Annotated in this window: 1 pseudogene; it reads right to left on the bottom strand. The window is 66.3% G+C overall.

The annotated features are described in order from the left end of the window. Positions 1 to 965: pseudogene (locus tag JHD73_RS27850) on the bottom strand (signal peptidase); the annotation flags it as partial. Positions 966 to 1030: the final 65 nt, after the last annotated feature.

Here is a 1030-nt window from a genome sequence, read left to right as displayed (position 1 = left end):
TCCATGAACACCACATCCGTCGGGCTCGGCAGCGGTTCGGGCCGGCCAGCGAATGCCCAGTCGTGGTGCGCAACGCCTGACGCCAGCGCAATGCCCTCTCCGGTCTGACGCCACGACAGACGCAGCAAACGCCGTGCATATTGATCTGCCAGATCCGGCCGGTTGCACGCCATGGCCAGACGCGTGAGGAAGCGCAGCGTTTCGGTGTCGTCGATCAACGGGCCGACGCGGCGCTGCGCCTCGGTCATGGCATCGTCGAGCAGATTGCCGCCCTGCAATGCCTTCAGGCCAGCGATGAAGTAGCGGCGCTGCTCATCGAGCGACTTGGCGGTGTCCTGGGCGGCAAAGTTGGCGGCGGCGGCGGCGCGGTATTCACCCGTGCCCAACGCGATCTCGGCAGTACGCGCCTGCCACTGCGCGGCGCGAGCCACGTCCTGCTTGGCCAGGCGCTGGTAGAACTGCATGGCAATCGCACCCTGATCCAGCCCGCGAGATTTGGCCGCAAGAATCTCCAGCTCAGGCGCCGTCCACCGGTAGTCCAGGGCTTGCTTGAGCAGACCACGCAGGTCGACCAGCATGGCCGCACGCTGCGGATCATTCGGTTGCAATGCATAGGCGCGTTGCTCGCGGATGGCGATATCGAGCAGCAACGCTTCACGGTCGAGCGACTTGTCATGCAGCGCACGCATGCGGGCGACCATGGCTTCGGCCTCTTCCAGCCGGCCGGTGCGCACGTACTGGGCGGCCAGCACGCTGAGGAATTCCCCATCGTTCGGGCGCACGCGCAGCCAGGCTTCCAGATAGGCCACCGACAGCGCATCGACCTTGCCGCCTTCGAGCAGACGCGCCTCCAGGCGCTCGCGCGGGAACATCAAGGCGAGCGCCAGCCCGATCAGCGCGCCAAGCGTACCGATCAGCCAGGCCGGCAGCAGCCGTTCACGCGGGGTCAGGTCAGCAGACCACATCGACACGTTGGTAGGTCACGGTTTGCGCAGCAGCTCCGGTCAGATCAACGCGCACGGTGTTGTCC

Origin of the sequence: Ralstonia sp. ASV6, from assembly GCF_016429285.1 — a bacterium.
In the GTDB taxonomy this organism is placed as follows: Bacteria; Pseudomonadota; Gammaproteobacteria; order Burkholderiales; family Burkholderiaceae; genus Ralstonia; species Ralstonia flaminis.
The sequence above is the reverse complement of the archived record's forward strand: the minus strand, read 5'-3'. Positions and strand labels throughout refer to the sequence as shown.